At 66.5% G+C, this 19,611-nt stretch carries 22 protein-coding genes; 14 read left to right on the forward strand and 8 right to left on the reverse strand.

What is annotated here, in order from left to right:
• Positions 1-65 precede the first annotated feature (65 nt).
• Positions 66-2,207, forward strand: a complete 2,142-nt coding sequence (locus C2862_RS20900) for a TonB-dependent receptor (protein ID WP_229467529.1) — start codon at positions 66-68, stop codon at positions 2,205-2,207.
• A gap of 1 nt (position 2,208) precedes the next feature.
• Here the strand turns inward: C2862_RS20900 and C2862_RS20905 are convergent, their stop codons facing one another.
• Complete coding sequence (locus tag C2862_RS20905; protein ID WP_136222221.1) at positions 2,209-3,153, reverse strand: class I SAM-dependent methyltransferase; 945 nt, start codon at positions 3,151-3,153, stop codon at positions 2,209-2,211.
• Between the two features lie 175 nt (positions 3,154-3,328).
• On the opposite strand from C2862_RS20905, the gene C2862_RS25350 reads away from it, so the two are divergent.
• The 5 genes from C2862_RS25350 (at position 3,329) to C2862_RS20925 (ending at position 8,443) form a co-directional block, all read left to right on the forward strand.
• Entirely contained in the window at positions 3,329-3,505 is a 177-nt protein-coding gene (locus C2862_RS25350) for a hypothetical protein (RefSeq protein WP_168710130.1), read from the forward strand.
• Entirely contained in the window at positions 3,502-4,377 is an 876-nt protein-coding gene (locus C2862_RS20910) for a neutral zinc metallopeptidase (RefSeq protein ID WP_136222223.1), read from the forward strand. Before C2862_RS25350 ends, C2862_RS20910 begins: the two co-directional genes overlap by 4 nt.
• Before the next feature lie 210 nt (positions 4,378-4,587).
• Positions 4,588-5,772, forward strand: coding sequence for a zinc-dependent alcohol dehydrogenase (locus C2862_RS20915; protein ID WP_136222225.1), 1,185 nt, complete (start codon positions 4,588-4,590; stop codon positions 5,770-5,772).
• A 10-nt stretch (positions 5,773-5,782) separates the two neighbouring features.
• Entirely contained in the window at positions 5,783-6,385 is a 603-nt protein-coding gene (locus tag C2862_RS20920; RefSeq protein WP_136222227.1) for a hypothetical protein, read from the forward strand.
• Between the two features lie 240 nt (positions 6,386-6,625).
• The gene (locus C2862_RS20925) at positions 6,626-8,443 is read left to right on the forward strand and encodes a M4 family metallopeptidase (protein ID WP_373888270.1); all 1,818 of its coding nucleotides are present in this window, start codon (positions 6,626-6,628) and stop codon (positions 8,441-8,443) included.
• Between the two features lie 9 nt (positions 8,444-8,452).
• Here C2862_RS20925 and C2862_RS20930 read toward each other — a convergent pair whose 3' ends face one another.
• Positions 8,453-9,175 carry a M23 family metallopeptidase gene (locus C2862_RS20930; RefSeq protein ID WP_136222229.1) on the reverse strand — a complete coding sequence of 241 codons (723 nt, stop codon included), beginning with the start codon at positions 9,173-9,175 and terminating at the stop codon, positions 8,453-8,455.
• Between the two features lie 37 nt (positions 9,176-9,212).
• The gene (locus C2862_RS20935) at positions 9,213-10,223 is read right to left on the reverse strand and encodes a L,D-transpeptidase family protein (protein ID WP_136222231.1); all 1,011 of its coding nucleotides are present in this window, start codon (positions 10,221-10,223) and stop codon (positions 9,213-9,215) included.
• 113 nt (positions 10,224-10,336) lie between these two features.
• On the opposite strand from C2862_RS20935, the gene C2862_RS20940 reads away from it, so the two are divergent.
• Positions 10,337-10,636: a 2Fe-2S iron-sulfur cluster binding domain-containing protein gene (locus C2862_RS20940; protein WP_136222233.1), complete on the forward strand. Its 300-nt coding sequence runs from the start codon at positions 10,337-10,339 to the stop codon at positions 10,634-10,636.
• Here the strand turns inward: C2862_RS20940 and C2862_RS20945 are convergent.
• Positions 10,605-11,528, reverse strand: coding sequence for a S9 family peptidase (locus C2862_RS20945; protein ID WP_229467530.1), 924 nt, complete (start codon positions 11,526-11,528; stop codon positions 10,605-10,607). The two genes, C2862_RS20940 and C2862_RS20945, sit on opposite strands and share 32 nt — an antisense overlap.
• 130 nt (positions 11,529-11,658) lie before the next feature.
• Between C2862_RS20945 and C2862_RS20950 the strand changes: the two genes are divergently transcribed.
• Positions 11,659-11,841: a hypothetical protein gene (locus C2862_RS20950; protein ID WP_136222235.1), complete on the forward strand. Its 183-nt coding sequence runs from the start codon at positions 11,659-11,661 to the stop codon at positions 11,839-11,841.
• A 15-nt stretch (positions 11,842-11,856) separates the two neighbouring features.
• A complete protein-coding gene (locus C2862_RS25355) occupies positions 11,857-12,033 on the forward strand; it encodes a hypothetical protein (RefSeq protein WP_168710131.1) in 177 nt (58 codons plus the stop codon).
• Between the two features lie 61 nt (positions 12,034-12,094).
• Here C2862_RS25355 and C2862_RS25360 read toward each other — a convergent pair whose 3' ends face one another.
• On the reverse strand, positions 12,095-12,262 hold the full coding sequence (locus tag C2862_RS25360) for a hypothetical protein (RefSeq protein ID WP_168710132.1): 168 nt from the start codon (positions 12,260-12,262) through the stop codon (positions 12,095-12,097).
• Positions 12,263-12,444: 182 nt separating this feature from the next.
• On the opposite strand from C2862_RS25360, the gene C2862_RS25365 reads away from it, so the two are divergent.
• Together C2862_RS25365 and C2862_RS20955 are read left to right on the forward strand one after the other, a co-directional pair.
• Positions 12,445-12,594, forward strand: coding sequence for a hypothetical protein (locus C2862_RS25365; RefSeq protein ID WP_168710125.1), 150 nt, complete (start codon positions 12,445-12,447; stop codon positions 12,592-12,594).
• 99 nt (positions 12,595-12,693) lie between these two features.
• Positions 12,694-13,065, forward strand: coding sequence for a hypothetical protein (locus C2862_RS20955; RefSeq protein ID WP_136222237.1), 372 nt, complete (start codon positions 12,694-12,696; stop codon positions 13,063-13,065).
• A 77-nt stretch (positions 13,066-13,142) separates the two neighbouring features.
• Here C2862_RS20955 and C2862_RS20960 read toward each other — a convergent pair whose 3' ends face one another.
• The 3 genes from C2862_RS20960 to C2862_RS20970 form a co-directional block, all read right to left on the reverse strand.
• Positions 13,143-13,352: a hypothetical protein gene (locus C2862_RS20960; protein ID WP_136222239.1), complete on the reverse strand. Its 210-nt coding sequence runs from the start codon at positions 13,350-13,352 to the stop codon at positions 13,143-13,145.
• 83 nt (positions 13,353-13,435) lie between these two features.
• Positions 13,436-16,285: an EAL domain-containing protein gene (locus C2862_RS20965; RefSeq protein WP_136222241.1), complete on the reverse strand. Its 2,850-nt coding sequence runs from the start codon at positions 16,283-16,285 to the stop codon at positions 13,436-13,438.
• Between the two features lie 119 nt (positions 16,286-16,404).
• Positions 16,405-17,247, reverse strand: a complete 843-nt coding sequence (locus tag C2862_RS20970; protein ID WP_307723566.1) for a fused MFS/spermidine synthase — start codon at positions 17,245-17,247, stop codon at positions 16,405-16,407.
• A 144-nt stretch (positions 17,248-17,391) separates the two neighbouring features.
• On the opposite strand from C2862_RS20970, the gene C2862_RS20975 reads away from it, so the two are divergent.
• The 3 genes from C2862_RS20975 to C2862_RS20985 form a co-directional block, all read left to right on the forward strand.
• The gene (locus tag C2862_RS20975; RefSeq protein WP_136222243.1) at positions 17,392-17,667 is read left to right on the forward strand and encodes a hypothetical protein; all 276 of its coding nucleotides are present in this window, start codon (positions 17,392-17,394) and stop codon (positions 17,665-17,667) included.
• Positions 17,661-18,851: a GGDEF domain-containing protein gene (locus tag C2862_RS20980; RefSeq protein WP_229467531.1), complete on the forward strand. Its 1,191-nt coding sequence runs from the start codon at positions 17,661-17,663 to the stop codon at positions 18,849-18,851. The genes C2862_RS20975 and C2862_RS20980 overlap by 7 nt, the downstream gene beginning before the upstream one ends.
• Positions 18,852-18,920: 69 nt before the next feature.
• The coding region (locus C2862_RS20985; protein ID WP_136222245.1) for a hypothetical protein at positions 18,921-19,611 on the forward strand (691 nt) is incomplete at its 3' end.

Consider the following 19,611-nt stretch of genomic DNA (forward strand, 5'->3'; position numbering starts at 1 on the left):
CGTTATCATTCTCATTTTACATTGCTTAGCAGAAAAGTATCGCGCTTTTTCGCCTCCAGAACAATATGACCACCGTGAAGCCCATCTGTTTCGCCGTCGCCGCCGCTTGCGCCTTCATGGCCGCACCGGCTTTCGCCCAGCAAGACCAGCAAGAGCGCGCGCCGGAAGGCGAGCCCGCCACCGTCGTGGTGACGGCGACACGGGGCGCCAAGGCGGTCGACAAGATCCCGGGCGCCGTGTCCGTCATCGGCCAGCAGGAGCTGGCCGCGCAATACCTGATCGCCGACGATCCGTCGCAGGCGCTGGCGACCTATATTCCCGGCTATGCGCCGAGCCGCCAGAAAATGACCTCGACCGGCGAATCGCTGCGCGGGCGCCAGCCACTGATCCTGCTGGACGGCATCCCGCAGTCGAACCCGCTGCGCGCCGGCATGCGCGAGGGCTATTTTGCCGACAGCGCGATCATCGAGCGCATCGAAGTGATCAACGGCGCATCGGCGGTGCAGGGCCTGGGCGCGACCGGTGGCATCATCAACTACATCACGAAGACGCCGAAGGCAAACGGCACCAGCTTCGGCGTCAACGTGCGCGCCGCCACCCAGTTCCGCTCGGACAACGTCGACTGGAAGACCGGGTACTCGGTGAGCCACAAGTCCGACGCCTTCGACCTGCTGGCCTATGCCAGCGTCCAGCGGCGCGGCATGGGCTACGACGGCAACGGCCGACGCCTGGGCATCGACAGCGTGCAGGGCGACACCCTCGACTCGCATGGTGACGACCTGTTCTTCAAGATCGGCCGCAACTTCGGCGACCAGCGCATCCAGCTCTCGCTGAACCGTTTCAACATGGCGGGCGACGGCGACTACCGCAACGAACCCGGCATCGTCGCGCAGGGCGTCACCACCACGTCAAGCGAGGGCACGCCGCCGGGCGAGCCGGCGCGCAACAAGGTGCGCAGCGCCAGCATCGACTACCGCCACGCGGCGCTGGCCGGCGGCGCGCTGACGGTGCAGCTGTTCAAGCACGACTTCGAGTCGCTGTATGGCGCCACCGCTGTCGCCACCTTCCAGGACATTCGCATCGCGCCCAACGGCACGCTGTGGGACCAGTCGCATATCGTGGCCGACAAGCTCGGTTCGCGTATCACTTATGTGCGTCCCGATACGCTGGTGCAGGGCCTGGAGCTGACCGTCGGTATGGATGCGCTGAAGGACCATACGCTGCAGCGCCTGGCAGCCACGGACCGCACCTGGGTGCCGGAGCTGAAGTTCAGGTCGCTCGCACCGTTCGCCCAGCTCGAATACGAGATCGGCCCGGTGACCCTGCGCGGCGGCCTGCGCCGCGAAAACGCCAAGCTCGAGGTCGACACCTACACCACGCTGGCCGCCTATGGCCGGCGCGAGGTGCAGGGCGGTTCCGCGGAATTCTCGGAGTCGGTGCGCAACGTCGGCGCCGTGTGGCGCCTGGCGCCGGGCTGGTCGGTCTTCGCCGCCAGTTCCGAAGGCTTCGGCCTGCCCGATGCGGGTCTCGTGCTGCGCGGCGTAAACACCCCGGGGCAATCGGTGTCGAACCTGATTTCGCTGCAGCCTATCGTCACCCGCAACAACGAGGTGGGCCTGAACTGGCGCGGTGCTTACGGACACATCGGCTTCTCGCGCTACGATTCGCGCTCGAAACTGGGCAGCGTGATCCGGATCAACTCGGCGGGCGTGGGCCTGGTGGAACGCGTGCCGACCATCGTCAAGGGCTGGGAAGCGAACGGCGAATGGCGTCCTGTGAAGCGGGTGTCGGTCTTCGGCAGCTACGCGGTCACCGACGGCAAGACGGCCGCCGCCCAGGGCGCGCCGCTCGACCTCGACCTCGGCGCACGCTCGCAAGGTCCGGACAAGGCGGTACTTGGCGCCAATTGGGGCTTCCTGCCGAAAGCCCAGCTGCGCCTGCAGGCGACGCACCTGTTCGACCGCGACATCAACATCGGCCGCGTGGTCGGCACCAGCAAGCTGGAAGAACATTTCACCGGCTATACGCTGGCCGACGCCGCCGTGAGCTGGGACACCGCGTATGGCCGCTTCGGCGCGAGCATCGAGAACCTTTTCGACAAGCAGTATGTCGGCTATTACTCGCAGTCGGCGGCGGCGACCGATCCAAGCGGCACCTATGCCGGCCGTGGACGTACGTTCGCGGTGAACTGGAGCCGCACGTTCTGATTCAGGCGAGGCGCTTGCGCGCCTGCAGCCACACGGCCGCGATGCGTTCCACTTCCTCGTAGCCCTCGCAGTCGAGCTGGCCGCCGAAGATGTCCGGGTCGAGTTCCTCATTGGTCCAGTCGCAGGCCTCATCCAGGCGCGGCCGGATCGTCTCCAGGAATTCGTCGCGGCCGTCGACGATGGCGATGCCCGTGTAAAGCAGCAGCGTACCGCCCGGCGCCAGGCGTTCGAGCGCGGCGTCGACGATCTGCAGCGAGAGTCCCGCGCCGCGCATGTCGCCGCCGTGGCGGTAGCGCAGCTTGTCGGGGTCGAGGATGTAGGGCGGGTTCGACAGGACGAGATCGAATTCGCCGTCGAGGTCCCGCAGCAGGTCGCTATAGCGCGCTTCCACTTTCGGCGTGGCGTTCAGGCGCGCGTTGACGGCCGCGAGCGCCAGGGCGCGCTCGTTGATGTCGGCGGCGAACACCTGCGCGTCCGGGAAGCGCGCCGCGACCTCGATCGCGCCGGCGCCGCTGCCGGCACCGATGTCGACCACGCGCCGCGGCGGCGGCGTCAGCCCGTCCATGCTGCGCGTCAGGGCGGCGATGTAGCGGTAGGTATCCGGACCGAAGAAGACGGCGTCCTCGGCATGGGTAGGAAACGCCGAGTGGAAGTAGAGGCGGGAACCGATGCTGGAAGCACGCACCGTCGCGCACAGTGCGCCGTCCTTCTCGGCCACCACGCCGGCGCGGCGCATCAGCGCCAGGACCTCCTTTGGTAAGCTCTCTTCGCGAAACGGCCGGCTCCAGCCGAATACCCCGCGCAGATCCTGCGCCCAGGCGCTGTCAGGCCGGCCGTTGACGCGGCGGTGCGTCGCCGGCGTGACGGTGATGAACTGGTAGCCTGCCTGGCGCAGGGCCTGGCCCAGCGCGAGCAGGGCGTCGGGATCGTAAGCAGTGGAGGTCATGGGGCGAGGATGAACGATGGCGCGCGCGTGCTCTGTTCGCTGGCGTACAGAGTGCCGGACAGCTGCGCGCCGCTTATGTGAATGTCCGAACATACTGGCTCGTGTGTCGCGTCCATACTGGACCTATGTTCAAGTTGGCAACGGTGCCGACGCGATAACACTTATTAGGACAGCCATGAAACCACTTTTACCGGATCAGGAACACGCCCGCGTCGAGCGCGAAATCGAACGCGAGCGGCATGAACGCAGCCTGCACGACGAAGCCCGTGCCGGCCTGGCACTCGACGACGAATTCCGCTTGAAAGATGCGCGCGAGAGCATGAACTCCTCGAACCTGCGGAGGCAGCCATGAAGTGGGAAGGCGACCGCGAAAGCGGTAATGTCGAGGACCGGCGCGGCGGTGGAGGCGGCGGGGGCTTCAACATCGGCGGCCGTGGCGTCGGCCTCGGAACGGTGGCGATTGCGCTCGTCGCTTCGATCTTCTTTGGCGTCGATCCGGGGACGGTGATCGGCATGCTCGGCGGTGGCAGCGCACCTGCGCCGCAGGTCCAGCAGCGCGATCCGAACGCACCCCAGGCCAATGACCGCGAAACCCGCTTCGTGCGCACCGTGCTGGGCTATACGGAAGATGCGTGGACCCCGATCTTTGCCGCGCAAGGCGGCACCTACCAGGCGCCCAAGCTGGTGCTGTTCGAGGGGCGTACGCCGACCGCCTGCGGGACCGGCAATTCGGCTACCGGGCCCTTCTACTGTCCGGGCGACCAGAAGGTGTACATCGACCTCAGCTTCTTCCGCCTGATGCAGGAACGTTTCCACGTCGGCGGCGAATTCGCCCAGGCCTATGTCATCGCGCACGAGGTCGGCCACCACGTGCAGAAGCTGATCGGGGTATCCGACCAGGTGCACAACGCCCAGCAGCGGGCTTCCGAGACCGAAGGCAACGCCTTGTCGGTGCGGCTGGAGCTGCAGGCCGACTGCTTTGCCGGCGTCTGGGCCAACCGCACCCAGCAGAAGGAGGCTTTCCTGGAAGAGGGCGACGTCGAAAGCGCGCTGGCCACCGCCACCGCGATCGGCGATGACGCCCTGCAGCGCCAGTCGCGCGGCACCGTGGTGCCGGATTCGTTTACCCACGGCAGTTCCGAGCAGCGCGTGCGCTGGTTCAAGCGCGGGCTCGAGGCCGGCGACCCGCAGCAGTGCAATACCTTCGAGGCCAAGCGCCTGTAGCGAGAACGTTCCTGCAAGCATGGCTTGCAGGAACTTCGCCTTTCCTGTTGCGAACTACTTGCTAAAGTGCAGCTAAAATTCAATAAAAACCATTAAAAAACATTAATTCATTTCCGTGCGCATATCGCCTTCGATAGCGTTTTGACATAAGTTTATTGTCCACGCACTCATCGTCAACGGTGAGTCTCGCAAACTTTCGAGGAGGAATTTATGCTGGCAATGAATTATCGGGGGCCCTACCGCGTCCGCGCGACACATAAATCGGATCCCGTGATCGAGCATCCGGGCGACGCCATCGTGCGCGTGACGCGCTCCTGCATCTGCGGTTCCGACCTGCACTTGTATCACGGCATGGTGCCGGATACCCGGGTCGGCCATACTTTCGGACACGAGTTCATCGGCATCGTCGAGGAAGTCGGTTCGCAGGTGCAAACGCTGAAGGTGGGCGACCGCGTGCTGGTGCCCTTCAATATCTTCTGCGGCTCCTGCTTCTTCTGCCAGAAAGAACTCTACGGTAACTGCCACAACATGAACCCCCAGTCGACCGCGGTGGGTTCCATCTACGGCTATTCGCACACGGCCGGCGGCTACGACGGCGGCCAGGCCGAATACGTGCGCGTGCCGATGGCCGACGTCGGTCCCATCAAGATCCCCGACGACATCGTCGACGACGACGCCGTGCTGCTCACCGACGCGCTGCCGACCGGCTACCAGGCCGCCGAGATGGGCAGCATCGAGGAAGGCGATACCGTCGTCGTGTTCGGCGCGGGTCCGGTCGGCATCTTTGCCGCCAAATCCGCCTGGCTGTTCGGCGCCGGCCGCGTGATCGTGGTCGACGAACTCGAGTACCGCCTGGAATTCGTGAAGAACTACGCCCAGTGCGAAGTGGTGAACTTCAAGGACGTGGGCGACATGGCGCTGCACATCAAGAAGATGACCGACTGGCTGGGCGCCGACGTCTGCATCGACGCTGTCGGCTGCGACGCCGCCGGCAGCGTGGCGCAAACGGTGACCGGGCGCCTGATGAAGATGCAGGCCGGTGCCGCCACCGTGCTGCACTGGTGCATCAATTCGGTACGCAAGGGCGGCAACGTGTCGATCGTCGGCGTCTACGGTCCGACCTTCAACGCGGTCCCGATCGGCAATGCGCTGAACAAGGGCATCACGATGCGCATGAACCAGGCCAGCGTCAAGCGCCACGTGCCGCGCCTGATCGAGCACATCCGCGCCGGACACATCGATCCGAAGCAGATCATCACCCACCGCATCCCGCTGGAAGAGGTGGCCGACGCTTACCACATCTTCTCGAGCAAGCTCGACAACTGCATCAAGCCGATCCTGATCCCGCCGCGCGCCCACGAAGTGCGCGCCGTGACGGCCAGCGTCGGCAAATAAGGAGGACGGCATGGAAAACGGAACCGCCCTGGTCAAGCACGACAATAATCCCGAGCACGACCACGACTTCGAGAACACGCACGACCATACCCACCACCACCACGTGCAGCCCGAGCTGCGCCAGACCCGCCGCACGCGCGAGCAGCTGACGCACATCAAGGGCTGGGGTGCGGACCTGGATCGCAAGAACCGTCCCGGCGTGCCGATGGAGCGCACGCCGCCGCGCTACACGCCGGCCGACATGCCCACGCCGCCGGCACAGGAGCAGAAGGTCGAGGTGCTGGTGTCGCCCGAGCGTCCCGGCATCACGCAAATCCACGGCTCGGTCCAGCCGCCGTCGGGCCTGTCGGGCCTGCTACGCCGCGCCGCCTTCAAATACACCGAGAACGACCTGCGCCACTGGCTGATCCTGCTGGGCGCCGACCGCATCAACGTGGTCGAGGGCATCGTCGAGGACCTGGCGCACGGCCACGTGCCCAACATCCTCGGCGAAATGGGCCTGAAGTCGGAATGGCAGCACAACAAGAAGGGCCTCGCGACCAAGGTCGCGATTGCCGGCGCCATCGGTGCGGCTGCCTACCTGTTGTTGAAGGATCGCGACGAACGCTATTGACCGTAGGGCGGGCATGCCCGCGCGTGAACGTTGCGCCATGTTGGCTTCGTTCAAGGAACGGCCCCGCCAACACAATGCCGGCGTCACGCGCGGGCATGCCCGCCCTACGCCCCGCCTGTTGCGCACCTGCGCACTTGGCGGGGCTTCTTGCGTTTGAGCAAGTTCCTTTTTTGAGGCTCGTCCACACTCCGTTGATGTCCGGCCCGGTTCCGCGGCCGGGAACTTTCGACTGGAGAGACGATGAAGCTTCGAACCCGCCTGCTGGCCACGCCCCTCGGTGTGCTGATCGCCAGCGCCTGCGCGGCTGCGCAACCGCCTGCCGTGCAGAGCCCCATGATGGGCGCCCCCAAGCTGCAATCCATGGCCGCCAACGCCGCGCTGGTCGCGAAACTGGCGCAGGGCCGCGGGGCGCGCGGCCTCGACAATAATCACGGCTTCATGGTCGCCCAGCAGCATCCGGGTGTGCAGGGCACGCAAGTGGTACGCGCCGCCCATACCTACAAGGGCCTGCGCGTGTTCGGCTCCGAGTCGGTCGTGGTGGTCGATGCGCAAGGCGCCATCCTGTCGGAATCGGCGTCCCCGCGCCGTCTGCATCTGGGGCGCGGCCCCGCCAACCGGCTGGGCGCGGCGACCAGCGACTTCAAGGTCAAGCCTTCGATGCCGCCGAAGGCTGCGATCGACGCCGCCGTCGGCGCGACGCTCTCGGCCACCGGACCGGACGCGACCCACATCACCCCGCCGAGCGCCGAGCTGCTGATCTACCCGGTGATGAAGACCGAGCGCGTGGCCAGCGCTGCCGGCAAGCCCGAAGAAGAGCTGAACGCCCTCGACGTGCAGGAGGCCGTCGACCACTACGAACTGGCCTACCTGGTGCGCACCCGCATGCAGCGCGGCGATCATCCGTATTATCACGACACCGTGGTCAGCGCCAACGACGGCCACATCATCGACCGCTGGAGCGCCCTGCAGACCGTGATCGGCGTGGGCAAGAGCCAGTACAACGGCGAGGTGCCGATCAGCACCACCTTCAGCGAGGGCCTGTACCGCATGCTCGATCCGGAGCGCGGCACCGGCGGCACCTATGGCGCGATGGCGATCACCAACGCCAACGGCAGCAGCAGCGCCGGCAAGATGTACACGCATACCGAGAACACCTGGGGCGACGGCAAGCAGTACGTGCGCGGCGGCAGCACCACGAATGCCAACGGCCAGACCGCGGCCGTGAACGCGATGTGGGGCCTGATGAATACCTACGACGCCCTCAAGAACGCGCTCGGCTGGCAGTCGCTCGACGGCCAGAACACGGCCACCTACATCGCCGTGCACGTCAACACCGCCTACGACAACGCCTATTACAGCGACACCTGCCGCTGCATGTTCATCGGCGACGGCTCCAGCTTCAACAGCCTGGGTTCGATCGACGTGATCGGCCACGAGATGGGGCACGGCGTCACCGCCGCCACCTCGGACCTCGTGTACTCGGGCGAATCGGGCGGCCTGAACGAATCGAGTTCGGACATCGGCGGCGAAGTGGTGGAAGCCTACGCGCGCGCCGGCGGCAAGGGCGACAGCATTCCCCTGAGCGGCAACGACTGGATGCTTGGCACCGAGATCGCCCGCGACGGCCAGCCGCTGCGCTGGATGTACCGCCCGAGCAAGGACGGCAGCAGCCCGGACGCCTGGAGCACTTCCCTGAAGCGCCTTGACGTCCACTACAGCAGCGGCCCGAACAACCGGATGTTCTACTTCCTGGCGATGGGTTCGAAAGCGGACAAGGCGGGCGACTACTACAGCAAATACCTGGTGAAGTCGCCGGCGGCCATGACGGGCATCGGCACCGATAAAGCCTTCCGCATCTGGTTCAAGGCGAACACGACCAAGTTCACCTCGAGCACCAACTACGCCGACGCGCGCGCCAAGATGATCGAGGCGGCCCAGGAGTTATATGGCGCGGACAGCCGCGAGGCGATCGCCGTGACACGCGCGTACGCCGCCATCAACGTCGGCGCCGATGTCGATGAACCGGCGGCCGAACCTCCGGCCTTGGCCGCCAACTAAACGGTCCGGTCAATCCCCCAACAACGGATACGGATTGACCGGCGTTCCCTTCCACCACTGCTTCTCGGGCGTGAGCGCGACCACCGCGAAATGCAGGTGGGGCGCGCTCGGATCCGCGTTGCCGGTGGCGCCGACATAGCCCAGCAGGTCGCCGCGCTTGACCTGCATGCCTTCCTTGATGCCGTCGGCGTACTTGTCGAGGTGGGCGTAGTAATAGGCGTGCTCTTCCTGCGGATCGAACTGGTACAGCGTGATGCCGCCCGGCTTGCTGTTGAAGAGCTTGACGACCTTGCCGTCGCCGGCCGCACGCACCGGCGTGCCGGTCGGGGCCATGATGTCCAGGGCTTCGTGATGGCGCTCCTGGCCGCGCGGCTGGTCGAAAGTATCGGTCAGCTTGGCGTAGGGCACGCCTTCGACCGGCACCAGCAGCTTGGCCGGCATGCTGCCGCCTGCGGTCAAGGCCGGCGTCCCGGAGCTGGCCGTCGCCGTCGTCGTTTGCGGAGCGGGGCGGATCGGCAGGTCCGCGTCCGAGAGGTCGGTCTGCACCAGGCGGTCGCTGGCCGTGCCCGTGGGTGCGGACGCGGCGGCGGCCGGCGGATTGGCCGATGGCGCCGGCAAGGCCCCGCCATCGGTGATGATCGGATTCGGCGCGTCAGCGAACTGGCGCAAGCCGATGAACAAGCCGCCCGCGCCGACGAGCACGCCGAGCAAAAAAGTGACCAGCCATCTCATGGGTGCAAACCTCCTCTAGGTAATGACTCCTGCGTGATTACTCCTGCAATACGACCTGCGTACCGGCCGCCACGACGGCTGCCACTTCCGCGGCGCTCCAGTTGGTCAGGCGGATACAGCCGTGCGATTCCGTCTTGCCGATGAACTTCGGCACCGGCGTGCCGTGGATACCGTAGTGCGGCTTCGACAAATCGATCCAGACCACGCCGACCGGATTGTTGGGGCCGGGAGCGACTTTGGCCTTCTTGTCGCCCGGCTCGGCATCCCAGAACAGTTTCGGGTTGTAGTGGTAGGTCGGGTTCGGGTGCACGCCTTCGATCTTCCATTCGCCGATCGGCAGCGGATCGTACTGGCTGCCGGTGGAGGCCGGATACTGGGCGATCAGGCGATCGGCGCCGTCGAACAGCATCAGCACCTTGCGGCTGTCGCTGACCACGACTTTCGAGGCGGCCGGCAGGGTCGGGCCGCCGTGCACGCTCGGCACCACGATCTGCTCGCCGGCCTTGGCCAGGTTCTTGCCGGGATTGAGGCGCGTGATCAGCTCGGGGCTGGCGTGGAATTTCTCGCCAAGTCCCTCGGCCGGGTTCGCGTAGCCGAGCTTGGGCAGCTTGGCCTTTTCCATCATGTCCTCGGGAACCGGCTGGAAGGGACCGGCCACGTCTTCGTTGGTGAGCACGTACGCGGTGAGGGTCGGCGTCGTGTCCCCGTTCAGCGCATTCCAGGTGGCCTCGTCGAGCTTGCCGCTCGCTTCGAGATTGCGCGACTTCTGGAAGGAAGACAGGGCCTGGCGCATGTTGGAGCCATAGGCGCCGTCGATCTCGCCCGGCGAGAAGTGCAGGCGGTCGAGCAGGACCTGGGCGCGCAGCAGGCGCTCGAATTCGGCGCGTTCGGCGGAGGCCGCATCTTGGCCCGGCTGCTGGGCGGCTGCGCCTTGTTGTAGGGGCGCTGCTTGTTGTGGCACCTGCGGCGCCTGGCGGGCGGCGGTCGCGGCGAAGGGAAGGGCGCCCGTGAGGACGGCGACCAGGAGGGGGGCAGCGATTTTTTTCATATGGCACCTGCAATACTTACTAAAGGAAACCTCAGCGTAGAGGGGCGCCACTCAGCGGTCTGTGCGCGAACGAACTCAGGCTCGGGCCGCTCCGCGGCGTTACAATCGCGGCCATGAGCACCGACGCCGACACCTTTTCCATCATGCTCCTGCCTCTTGGCGCCACCGTCCCGGCAGGGAAAAACACTGTGCTGCAGGCCTGCGAGGCGGCCGGCATCGATCTCCCGAATTCCTGCCGCAACGGCACCTGCCGCACCTGCCTGTGCCGCCTGGAATCGGGCAGCGTGCGCTACCTCGTCGAATGGCCCGGCCTGTCGATCGAGGAAAAGCGCGAGAACTACCTGCTGCCCTGCGTCGCCGTGCCGACCGGCGACGTCGTGCTCAGCGCGCCGCTGGCGAAGCGGCGGGTTTGACCTCTGGTCCCGTGCGCGCCAGTGCGCGTTCGATGGCGGCGAAGACCAGCGGCCAGGAAGGCGAGCTGGCCGCGACTTCGTCGTAGTGGCTCGCGCCCGGCAGGATCACGACTTCGGCGCTGTCGCCCGCCGCGAGTGCCCGCGCCGCGTAATCCTGGGCCACGCGCGGTGGCGAGATCGTGTCCAGCTCGCCCGTGACGAGGATGGTGTGGCTGCCGTTCGGGATCAGCTCGGCGGCATTCGTGTCGCTGTACACGTCGGGCCGCGTGCTGCTGGGCAGACCCGCCAGCTCGGGCGTGTCGCGCCCGCAGCTCGACTTGATCAACTCGCGCTCGCGGCGCAGGTCGGCCAGGCCGCCCAGGCTGACCACGGCGCGCACCGGCAGCATGGCTTCGCGAAATAGCGGGCTGCCGGCGGGAATGCGCGAGCGTCCGGCGATCCACTGCACCAGCTGGCCGCCGGCCGAGTGGCCGACCGCGACCACCCGCGTCAGGTCGAGGGGCCGGCTGCGGCCCTGGGCGGCCAGGGCGTCGAGTGCGGCGTGCATGTCTTCGTACATGCCGGGGTAGCCGCCGCCGGCCTCGTCCACGCGCCGGTACTCGACGTTCCAGACGGCGATGCCGCGCGCCGTCAGGGCGCCCGCCATGTTGCGCAGCTGGACGATGCCGCCGAATTTCTCGGTCCAGCATCCGCCATGCACCAGCACGGCGACGGGGAAGGGCCCGCTGCCCTTGGGCAGGAACAGCTCGGCATACTGGGACGGCGCGGGGCCGTAGGACAGGCGGGCGGAGGGAGCGGGCCCGGTCAGGGCCATATAGTCGTCGAGTTTCATCGGGGCAGCCGACACGAGGGCCGGGAAGAGGGCGGTGAGGAGGAGGAACCGGATGTTCATAGGACGGTCAATTGGCAAAACATGAACTATACGCATCTTTTGGCGCTGCGCACGATTGAAAACCTCCGCCGTTCTTCCATGCTAGTCTGCGCAAAACGTCAATGTTTTCAACCACCACGGGAGGCATTTCATGAGCAACGAATCGAAAGCAAACGATACCGGCAGCAAGCAATCCGACCGCATGTCGGAAGAAGAGATGGCCAAACAGCGCGCGGGCAAGGCCGACAAGAGCAGCCACGACCACATGTCGCGCGAAAAGGCCGGCCGCGATGAAGGCGCCGGTGGCGGCGCCAAGCAGAAGCAGAACCACTGAGCAGCACGGACGCCAATGGACACCATCGATCCGCAGGACGGCGGCCGCGGCGCGCTGCGGGCGCATTCGACGCCCGATCCGGAACCCGCGCCGACGCCCCCCACGATTCCGGTTCCCGACGACGTGCCCGACCCGGCGCACGCACCTGTCGAGGAACCCGTGATTCCCGAGCCGCCGATCCGCGCCGGCTGATACCGAAGACGGAAACAACAGCGCCACCCGAAGGTGGCGCTTTTTTTTGGGACCGGGTTGTTCAGCCCTGCTGCTGCTGGTCCTTGCTGTCCTTCAGCGGCGGAATTTCCTTGATCATCTCTTCGGTTTCCTTTTCGGCCGGTGTCTTCTCGCCGCTGCCGATGTCGTCTTCGTGCAGGATGGCGCCGCCCTTGGCGGCCGGGTCTTGTGGTGGTCGTGCTTGTGGCATGGTGCGTCCTCCCTGGTTCAATGTTGACCCTATCCTAACAGTCGCAGAATGCAGCCGGCGCGCAGTACGACACTGTGGCGAACTTGCCAAATCACACACAAAGTTACAATTATGTTCGGTGCCGAACGTTCACAAAGTGTGAGTTTTTTTATAATATCGACTCATGAATTTGGATCGTATCGATGGAGACACAGATGGGCAATTCGCTGCATAACAAGATTTACCTGGGCCGGAGCACCGGTTTCGCATCGCGCCGTTTCCAGGGCGTGCTGGCCGTGGGCGCCATCGTCGCCGCAGGCCTGGTGTGGATTGCACTGCGCGCGTCGCACTGAGCGGGTCGCGCCGAGCTTTCCGACGCTGCGCAGCTTCGCTGGTTGCCGCCATGTCGCATGGCGGTTACCATGACGGCCCAATCCACCTTTTGAGCCGTAATGAAGAACGAAAAACTGACGACCGACGAATACAACGCCCTCGGGTTCATCCGCGGCGGAGCGCGTAACGATCGCGTGAATGCCTGCGTCGGCCGCAATGCCAAGCGCCTGGCCGGCCTGAAGATGATCGCCTATACGCGCGACGGCCGGCTCGAGATGACGGAGAAGGGACAGCAGGTGCTGTTCCTGCGCGCCTGCATCGAGGCGCTGACGAGCCTGTCGCAGGATCCGGCGGCGCCGGTGGCGGGTGACGTGGCGCAGTTCCTGATTCGCAAGTCGCACATCGCGCCGCGCGAAGAAGGCGGCTACGAGGTCACGCCGCGTGGCCTGGAGTCGCTGGCCGATATCCAGGCGCAGGAGCCAAAGAAGTAAGGACGTAAACGAACAATCCCCTGCGGGGCAGGGGATTGTCGCCTTGCCCCTGCGGGGCAGGGGATTGTCGTGGCCTCTCAGTAACGGCGGCGGCGGTGCGGATAGACCAGCGTACGTACTGCGATCTCGGCCGGCACATTCATCGCCGCCAGAAACTCGGCTGCGCGCTGCAGCCCAAGCGTCGGAATCGATGCCACTGCCTGGTTTACCAGGTCGCGGGTGCGCAGATCCGTTCTGACCACGCGCGCTTTTGCCGATGGGCGTACCTGCACTTCTTCCATGTTCATCGTATTCCTGCATGTTGCAATAGAGATATTCCTATTGTAGAGCAACGATGTGCAAAATGCTACATCCTTGTAGGAATACTCCTTCAAGCCGCTGAGACGGCTTCTTCCTCGACGACGATTTCCTCGGGCGCCAGGCCGCGGCCCTCGATCAGCAGCTGCTCGAACTCGTGTGCCGGCAGCGGCCGGCTGAAGTAGTATCCCTGCATTTCGTCGCAGCCGTGGCGGCGCAGGTAGTCCAGCTGCTCGCCCGTTTCCACGCCTTCCGCGATCACCGCCAGCTTCAGGTTATGGGCCAGCGCGATGATCGAGGTGACGATCGCCTCGTCGTTGGCGTCGCGCGTGATGTCGGCCACAAAGGAGCGGTCGATCTTCAGCACGTCGATCGGGAAGCGCGACAGGTAAGAAAGGCTCGAATAGCCGGTGCCGAAGTCGTCGATCGACAGGTTCACGCCCAGCGCCTTCATACGGTGCAGCAGGTCGACGGCTGGCGTGATGTCGCTCATGAACAGGCTTTCGGTGAGCTCGATTTCCAGGTATTTCGGTTCCAGCCCCGTGTCCTGCAGCACTGCTGCCAGGTTCTCGATCAGGTCGGCCGCGCCGAACTGGCGCGCCGACAGGTTCACGGCCACGCGCAGCTTGTCGAAACCGGCGTCCTGCCAGGCCTTGTTCTGGGCGCAGGCGGTACGCAGCACCCAGGCGCCGATCGACACGATCATCCCGGTTTCCTCGGCAATGCCGATGAATCGGCTCGGCGGCACCATACCCAGCTCCGGATGCTGCCAGCGGATCAGCGCTTCCATGCCGCAGATTTTGCCGGTCTTCATGTCGAGCTGGGGCTGGTAATACAGCACGAATTCGTTGCGCTCGACGGCATTCCTGAGCGCGCTTTCGATGCGCACCCGTTCCAGCGATTCCTCGTTCATGGCCGGCGTGTAGAACTGGAAGTTGTTGCGGCCCAGCTTCTTGGCGCGGTACATGGCGATGTCGGCATGCTCGATCAGGGTGTCGGCAGCCGTGCTCTCGCTCGGGAAGACCGACACGCCGATGCTGCAGGTGACGAAGAATTCCTTGGTGCCGAGCATGACCGGCTGGGCGACCGCGTTCATCACGCGCTGTACGATGTCGGGCGTCAGCTGCTGCTCGCCGGTTTCCGAGACGATCACGACGAATTCGTCGCCCGACAGGCGCGCCACCGTATCGGCATCGCGCAGCGAGGAACGCAGGCGCGCCGCGACCGTCATCAGGAGCACGTCGCCGGCCTTGTGGCCCATGCTGTCGTTGACGAACTTGAAGCGGTCGAGGTCGATCAGCATGACCCACATCGGGCTGCCGCTGCGGGTGGCATAGGCCACGGCCTGGCCGAGGCGGTCCTGCAGCAGCGAGCGGTTCGGCAGGCCGGTCAGGGCGTCGTGCTGGGCCACATGGTGTACGCGCTCCTCGGTCAGCTTGCGCTCGGTGATGTCGCTGCCGGTGCCGCGGTAGCCGGCGAACTGGCCCTGCTCGTCGAACACGGGCTGGCCGTTGACGAGGAACCAGCGGGTCTGGCCGGTGTCGTCCTGCAGCTGGTATTCGAAGTCGTTGAAGGGCTGGAAGTCGCGCACCTGGGCGATGTGGGTGCGGCCGCGCTCGGTGTCGCCGAGCGAGGGGATGAACTCCCAGCGCGTCTTGCCGAGCAGGGATTCCACCAAAATGCCGGCCTTTTCGCTGAAGCCCCCGGTGACCATCGTGAAGCGGAACTGCTTGTCCTGCTCCCAGTACCAGTCGGACGACATCGACACCAGCTGGCGGAAGCGCTGCTCGCTCTGCTGCAAGGCTTTTTCGGTGCGTTCGCGCGCCACCATGTCGTCGACCAGGCGGCGGTTGGTGCGCTTCAGGTCGGCGGTGCGCTTCCTCACCAGCTGCTGCACGCGGCGCGCCCTGGCGCCGGAGGCCTGGACCCAGGCCGTCGTCATCAGGGTCAGCAGGATGCCGCCGGCCAGCATCGCCAGCGAGGCCAGGTGGTCGGCCACGAACGGACGCGGCTTGGTTGCCACCTCGACCAGCCAGGGGCGGCCGGCCACGTCCAGGGTGCGGGCGGCATAGGCTTCGTGTTCGGGCGCGATCCAGCTGCCCAGCAGTTCGCGCTGGGGGCGGGCGCCGGTGGCGCTGGTGGTGAAGACCAAATCGGCCGGGTCGGGACGGGCGCCGGCGTAGACCGACATCACGATCTGGCCGTCGTCGAGCAGGCCGGCGCCGGCCAGCGCCATGCTCACCAGTTCCTGGGCGCGCACCACGACGGCGGTGTCGCCGATCAGGCGGCCCTTGGCGTCATACACCGGCAGGATGACCTGGAAGCTCGGCTGCGGGCTTGGGTCCTGGACCAGCCGGAACAGCGGCGTGGCTGCGGCACGGCGCTCGGCATGGGCGCGCGCCAGGGCAGCGTTGATCGGTGCCCGGGTGCCGGAGTCGAAGCCGAAGGCGGCTTCGTTGCCGCCCATCGGCACCAGGTAGTCGACGATGCTGTAAGTGGGGCGGCGCGCGGCCGGCACCTGCTTGCCGCCCTGTTCCTCGTGGATGACGGCGCCGGGTACGATCTTCTGCAATTCGGCCTCGACCGCGGCGCGCTCGGCGTCCGGCACGATGCGGTGGTAATTGAAGGCCTTGATGAAGGGATGACGCAGCAGCAGCGGCGCCGTGAAATCCTGGAACTGGGCGCGCGTCACCGGCGCGCCGAGGGCAAACAGCTGGTTGGTGACCGTCACCACCTCGACCGCGTCATGCAGGCCCTGGCGCACCGTCGCCACGCGCTGGTCGGCGCGCTGGCTGAACGACAAGGCGAGGTTGTCGTATTCGAGATGGCTCACGCCCACGAACAGCGCGCTCGAGGCGGCCAGGCCGGCCCCCAGCGTAAGGGCCGCCGCGCGGGTGAGAGAAAACGGCAGGCGACGCAACATGGTTGTTCCCAAAATTTATTTGCCCTAAAGCACCAAAGCAGCCAAGTGTGTCATTTTCGGCCGTTTTCCGCAAATAAATACTGGCGAGGAAGGCCACTAAGACGGCGCTGTCGCCGCGATCAGACAGGGCGCCGTGCCAGCCAGGCAACGAGTGCCCGCGCCAGCAGCCGGTTCAGGAAGGGAAAGCGCAGGCCGCGCCGGCGCGCGAGGTGTTCCTGCAGGCGCGCGCCGCGTCCGCCGCCGGCGCCCGCACGCACGGCAAACAGCAGGTGATTGTTACCGGCGATGCCGTGGAAGTCGCAAACGCGTCCCTGGAAAGCGTTCGTGATGCGTTCGACCATGGCATCGTGAGCGGGATCGTAGCTGAGCAGGTTCGCCGCCAGCACCCCGCCTTCGCGCAGCGCGCGCCGGCAATCGGCATAGAAGGCGGCGCTGCCGAGGACGGGCGGCATGCCGGCGGCATCGAAACCGTCGACCAGGATCACGTCGCAGCTGGCGGGCGCGTCGCGCAGGTAGTCGGCGGCGTCCGTGTGGATGATGCGCAACCTGGTATCGTCGGGCGGTACGCAGAAGGCTTCGCGCAGGGCGATCACCTCGGCGCTGATCTCCAGCACCGTGATCCGGGTGTGCGGAAAATGGCGGTAGCAGAACTTGGCCAGCGAGCCGCCGCCCAGGCCCACCATCACGATGTGGCGCGGATCGGGCACGAACAGGGCGAAGCACATCATGGCGCGGGCGTAGTCGAGCACCAGGGCGTCCGGCTGCGAGAGCAGCATCTCGCTCTGGATGTCGCCCGGCTGGAATTCGAGCGTGCGCCGGTTACCGCGGGTGCGTACGCGGGGCACGGAAGGGGACGCGGAATCGGGCGGCAATTCGCTGGGGTCGGAACGCGGCGGCATGGCGCCAGTATAGAAGAGAATATGGCCCGGTTCGGGCCCGCCTAGCGTCTTGTTCGCAGGCATGAAACTCTGCTAAGCTGGCCGTTGCAGCGTCATGGAGAGTTTGTGAAAAACCTCCAGGGCAAGGCGCATCGTCGAAGACAGTACGCTAGTACGGCGAGACGATGCAACGCAGCCATGGAGTTTTTTCGCAAACTCGGAGTTTTCATGTTTCTCGATCACCCCACCATCACCGCCACCAATGGCGACGTCGAGCCAGACCGCATCGAGCGGCTGGAACGCGTCTACGGCTATGCGATGGCCCTGGCCGACAGTGCCGGCAACGCGCGTTTCGTCGAGAAGCTGACCCAGCTGCACGACCACAAGGGCACGCTGATCGTGTTCTGGAACGAGGTGCCCGACGCGCTCGAGCGCGCCTATTTCGCGCGCGCCTGGGCCAGCAAGGTCGGCGACGGCACCGAGAACGTGGAGCACGAATGCTGAGCGCTGCGATGCTGACCATGGACTCGACCACGATGGTGCTGGTGCTCGCGCTGGGCAACCTGGCCCTGTGCAGCCTGCTGTTCTTCTTCGATTACGGCGCCCAGCGCAGCCCCGGCCTGGCCAGCTGGGGCCTGTCGAAGCAAGTGCAGGCGGCCAGCTGGATCCTGCTGGCGCTGGGTGGCGCGCGCGTCGTGCCCGAACCGCTGGCCCTGCCGGGCGGCTGGGCCCTCCTGATCGGCGGCGTGGCGCTGGAGTCGAGCGCCCTGTGGGAAAGCGCGCACCGGCGCCGCGTGCAGCGCGCCATGGTGCCGCTGGCGCTGGCGGCCGTGTTCATCTTCCTGGTCTCGTACTGGATCGATCCGCTCGGCCTGCGCACCCTGGCCGCGGCCCTGATCCTGGGCGCCTTCTACCTGGTCGGCGCGGCGGCGCTGGCGCGCGGCTGGCGCGAAGCCTCGATGCTGCAGCGCGCGCTGGCCGTCACCACGGCGCTGCTGGCGTTGCTGGTGGCCGCGCGCGGCATCCTGGTGCTGGTCATGCCCGACGGCTGGCGCTGGCTCTCGCACGACCTGCTGCGCCAGCTGTCGACCATCGCTTTCTATCTGCTCATGCTGGTGAACGGCTTCGGCTGCCTGCTGCTGGCGCGCGAACGCCTGCAGGGCGATGTGTCGCGCCTGGAGACGCTCGACCTCGTGACCGAGGCGCCCAACCAGCGCGGCTTCTTCAACGCGCTCGCGCCCTGGATGGCGCTGGCCCGCCGTCCCGGTTCGCCGACCGCGCTGATCGTGCTCGACCTCGACAGCTTCAAGCGCGTCAACGACGGCTACGGCCATCCGGTGGGCGACGTGGTGCTGCGCCACGTGGCCGAGCTGTGCAAGCGCCAGCTGCGCGACAGCGATTTGCTGGGCCGGCTGTCGGGCGGCGAATTCGCGCTGCTGCTGCCGCGCACCGGAGGCGAGGAAGCCATGCTGGTGGCCGAGCGCATGCGCGCGGCGATCGAGACGACGCCGGTCAAGACCGAGCGCGCGATGATCTCGATGACGGCCAGCTTCGGCGTCACCACGATCCGTCCTGACGACAGCAACGTCACCCTGTTCGGCCGCGCCGGCGCCGCCATGCGTGCGGCGAAGGACGCGGGCCGCAACCAGATCCGCCTCGCACCGCGCGAGACCGTGCCCGAGGCCTGATCCGCCGCCCCGTCATCGGGGCGTCACATTGGTTCGCCATACTGGGGCTTCCTCCAGCCAGGGCGAACCATGCCTCCTTCGACCACCTCAGCACCGCTCTACGCCGCCGTCGAACTCGGGTCCGACAGCTTTCGCCTGCACGTGGCGCATTGGGAAGGCGGCGTGCTGGCGGTCGCCGCCACCCTGAGCGAACCGATCCGCCTCGGCGCCGGTATCGGACTCGACGGCAAGCTCGATCCCGGCACCGTGCGCCGCGCCCTCGATTGCCTGCGCCAGTTCCGGCTGGCGCTGGCCATGTGGGAGGTGCGCGCCGTGCGCGTGGTCGCCTCCGCCGCGCTGCGCGTGGCCTGCGACACGCCGGCCTTCCTGCCGGCGGCCGAAGCGGCGATCGGGCATCCGGTCGAGGTGCTCGGCGGCGAGGAGGAAGGGCGCCTGGTTTACCTCGGCGTGGCCGGCACCTTGGGCGGCCAGGATGAACGGCGCCTGGTGCTGGACGTCGGCAGCGGCTCGACCGGGATCGCGGTCGGCTGCGGCGACAAGGTCGAACTGGTGCAATCCTACGGCGTCGGTGCGCTGCGCCAGGGTCTGGCTTTTTTTCGCGACGGGATTTCGCCGGCCGCCTTCGATGCGGCGCTGGCGTCCTCGCGCAGCCGCTTCGCCGATGCCGGCGTGCTGGCGGGCGCGCTCGGATGGCGCCGCGCCTACGGCGCCTCGGGCACGGTGCGCGCGCTGTTCGAGCTGGCCGGGGCCGATGCGGCCG

It is taken from the genome of Massilia sp. Mn16-1_5, from assembly GCF_004798585.1.
Taxonomy (GTDB): Bacteria; Pseudomonadota; Gammaproteobacteria; order Burkholderiales; family Burkholderiaceae_D; genus Telluria.

Bases quoted from the DNA above. Each gene is read 5' to 3' on its own strand.
- C2862_RS20900 (WP_229467529.1), top strand. From the start codon at position 66: ATGACCACCGTGAAGCCCATCTGTTTCGCCGTCGCCGCCGCTTGCGCC.
- C2862_RS20905 (WP_136222221.1), bottom strand. From the start codon at position 3,153: ATGACCTCCACTGCTTACGATCCCGACGCCCTGCTCGCGCTGGGCCAG.
- C2862_RS25350 (WP_168710130.1), top strand. From the start codon at position 3,329: ATGAAACCACTTTTACCGGATCAGGAACACGCCCGCGTCGAGCGCGAA.
- C2862_RS20910 (WP_136222223.1), top strand. From the start codon at position 3,502: ATGAAGTGGGAAGGCGACCGCGAAAGCGGTAATGTCGAGGACCGGCGC.
- C2862_RS20915 (WP_136222225.1), top strand. From the start codon at position 4,588: ATGCTGGCAATGAATTATCGGGGGCCCTACCGCGTCCGCGCGACACAT.
- C2862_RS20920 (WP_136222227.1), top strand. From the start codon at position 5,783: ATGGAAAACGGAACCGCCCTGGTCAAGCACGACAATAATCCCGAGCAC.
- C2862_RS20925 (WP_373888270.1), top strand. From the start codon at position 6,626: ATGAAGCTTCGAACCCGCCTGCTGGCCACGCCCCTCGGTGTGCTGATC.
- C2862_RS20930 (WP_136222229.1), bottom strand. From the start codon at position 9,175: ATGAGATGGCTGGTCACTTTTTTGCTCGGCGTGCTCGTCGGCGCGGGC.
- C2862_RS20935 (WP_136222231.1), bottom strand. From the start codon at position 10,223: ATGAAAAAAATCGCTGCCCCCCTCCTGGTCGCCGTCCTCACGGGCGCC.
- C2862_RS20940 (WP_136222233.1), top strand. From the start codon at position 10,337: ATGAGCACCGACGCCGACACCTTTTCCATCATGCTCCTGCCTCTTGGC.
- C2862_RS20945 (WP_229467530.1), bottom strand. From the start codon at position 11,528: ATGAACATCCGGTTCCTCCTCCTCACCGCCCTCTTCCCGGCCCTCGTG.
- C2862_RS20950 (WP_136222235.1), top strand. From the start codon at position 11,659: ATGAGCAACGAATCGAAAGCAAACGATACCGGCAGCAAGCAATCCGAC.
- C2862_RS25355 (WP_168710131.1), top strand. From the start codon at position 11,857: ATGGACACCATCGATCCGCAGGACGGCGGCCGCGGCGCGCTGCGGGCG.
- C2862_RS25360 (WP_168710132.1), bottom strand. From the start codon at position 12,262: ATGCCACAAGCACGACCACCACAAGACCCGGCCGCCAAGGGCGGCGCC.
- C2862_RS25365 (WP_168710125.1), top strand. From the start codon at position 12,445: ATGGAGACACAGATGGGCAATTCGCTGCATAACAAGATTTACCTGGGC.
- C2862_RS20955 (WP_136222237.1), top strand. From the start codon at position 12,694: ATGAAGAACGAAAAACTGACGACCGACGAATACAACGCCCTCGGGTTC.
- C2862_RS20960 (WP_136222239.1), bottom strand. From the start codon at position 13,352: ATGAACATGGAAGAAGTGCAGGTACGCCCATCGGCAAAAGCGCGCGTG.
- C2862_RS20965 (WP_136222241.1), bottom strand. From the start codon at position 16,285: ATGTTGCGTCGCCTGCCGTTTTCTCTCACCCGCGCGGCGGCCCTTACG.
- C2862_RS20970 (WP_307723566.1), bottom strand. From the start codon at position 17,247: ATGCCTGCGAACAAGACGCTAGGCGGGCCCGAACCGGGCCATATTCTC.
- C2862_RS20975 (WP_136222243.1), top strand. From the start codon at position 17,392: ATGTTTCTCGATCACCCCACCATCACCGCCACCAATGGCGACGTCGAG.
- C2862_RS20980 (WP_229467531.1), top strand. From the start codon at position 17,661: ATGCTGAGCGCTGCGATGCTGACCATGGACTCGACCACGATGGTGCTG.